This window comes from Acidisoma sp. (genome assembly GCF_035492295.1).
Lineage (GTDB): Bacteria > Pseudomonadota > Alphaproteobacteria > Acetobacterales > Acetobacteraceae > Acidisoma.
Window position 1 is genome coordinate 1 of the sequence record NZ_DATJJK010000011.1, and the last position, 2,042, is coordinate 2,042.

Annotated in this window: 2 protein-coding genes; both read right to left on the reverse strand. The window is 66.2% G+C overall.

The genetic code is table 11. The features are described 5' to 3' along the window. A partial coding sequence (locus VL752_RS00830) for an ATP-dependent helicase (protein WP_325351831.1) occupies positions 1-1,710 on the reverse strand: 1,710 nt, incomplete at its 3' end. Further along, positions 1,707-2,042: methylenetetrahydrofolate reductase (locus VL752_RS00835; RefSeq protein WP_325351832.1), on the reverse strand; the 336-nt coding region annotated here is incomplete at its 5' end. The genes VL752_RS00835 and VL752_RS00830, both read right to left, overlap by 4 nt.

Consider the following 2,042-nt stretch of genomic DNA (forward strand, 5'->3'; position numbering starts at 1 on the left):
CCCCTCCTCCCAGCCGGGCAGGAAGACCGTGTCGAATTCCAGCCCCTTGGCGCCATGCAGCGTCATCAGGCTGACGCGATCGGTCTCGCTGCTTTCCTCATTCTCCATGACCAGGGCGACATGGTCGAGGAAGGCCGCGAGAGTTTCGAAATCGGCCAGCGCGCGGACAAGTTCCTTGAGGTTGTCGAGGCGGCCGGGCGCATCGGGCGATTTGTCCGCCTGCCACATGGCGGTGTAGCCACTCTCGTCCAGCATCGTGGCGGTCGCCACCACATGGCCGTCGCGGCTCACGACCTCCCGCCAGGATTCGAAATTATGCAGAAGCTCCGAGAGACTGTCGCGCATGCGGCCGCGGATCTCGCCCGCCTGAATCATGCGCGCGGCGGCGGCCATCAGCGGCACGCCGTGGGCGCGGGCATGGGCATGAAGATTGCGCAAGGCGACATCGCCTACGCCGCGGCGGGGCAGGTTGACGATCCGCTCGAAGGCGAGATCGTCCGCCGGCTGCTGGATAAGACGGAGATAGGCGATGGCATCCCGGATTTCGGCCCGTTCGTAGAAGCGCTGGCCGCCGACGATGCGGTAGGGCACGCCGAGCGTGATGAGGCGCTCTTCAAAGGCGCGGGTCTGGAAGCCGGCGCGCACCAGGATGGCGATTTCGCCGAGCCTGTGGCCGTCCCTTCGCAAGCTCTCGATCCGGCCGCCCACCATGCGGGCCTCTTCCTCCGAATCCCAGAGCGCGACGACGTCGACTTTTTCGCCTGAGGCGTCGTTGCGGCCGGACCGCAGCGTCTTGCCGAGGCGCCCTTCGTTATGCGCGATGAGGCCCGAGGCGGCGCCAAGGATCGGCTTGGTCGAGCGATAATTGGCTTCGAGGCGGACGATGCGCGCGCCCGGAAAATCCTTTTCGAAGCGGAGGATGTTCTCAACCTCCGCGCCGCGCCAGGAATAGATCGACTGGTCATCGTCCCCGACGCAGCAGATGTTCTGATGCGACTGGGCGAGCAGCCGCAGCCACAGATACTGGACGAGATTCGTATCCTGGTATTCGTCCACCAGGATGTAGCGGAACATGCGGTGATATTGCGCCAAAACCTCGGGATTGCTGCGCAGGATTTCGGTGACGTGCAGCAGCAGGTCGCCGTAATCGGCGGCGTTCAGCGCGCGCAGCCGGGCTTGGTAGGCAGCGTAGAATTCCTGCGCGCGGCCTCCAGCGAAATCGCTGTCCTCGGCGGCGGTGATGCGGTCGGGCGTCAGGCCGCGATCCTTCCAGCGCTGGATGATCGCCATCAACCCCTGGGGCTGCCAGCGCTTGATGTCGATCCCGTCGGCCAGCATCAGCTGCTTGAGCAAGCGCAGCTGGTCGTCCGTATCGAGGATCGAGAAATTGGGTTCGAGCCCGACCAGTGCCGCGTGGCGCCTGAGCATGCGGGCGCAGAGCGCGTGGAAGGTGCCGAGCCACAGACCCTCCACCGGCCGGCCGAGGATTGCGCCCACGCGCTCCCGCATCTCGCGCGCCGCCTTGTTGGTGAAGGTGACGGAGAGCACCTGTCCAGGCCCCGCCCGGCCAGACATCAGGATATGGGCGAAACGTGTGGTCAGGACCCGGGTCTTGCCGGTGCCCGCCCCCGCCAGCACGAGAAGGGGGCCGTCCAGAGCCTCAACCGCCGCCCGCTGCTCGGCGTTCAGCCGGTCGAGATAGTCACTCACGCCGCTGGGGCCTCCGCGGGGGCCGCCGGCGCCGTGGGCCGCACGCCCAGGAGATGGGAAATGGCATAGGTCAGATCGGGCCGGTTCAGGGTGTAGAAATGGAACTCGTCCACCCCGTTCGCCTGCAACAGCCGTACCTGCTCGGCCGCGAGGACAAGGGAGACCATCCGCCGCGTTTCGGGATCCGCATCCAGTCCTTCGAAGAGATGGGCCATCCAATCGGGGATGACGGTGCCGCAGAGTTCGCTGAACTTCTTCGCCTGGGCGAAATTCGTGACCGGCAGGATGCCCGGCACGATGGGTGCGGTGATACCGGCCGCGAGGCAGCGGTC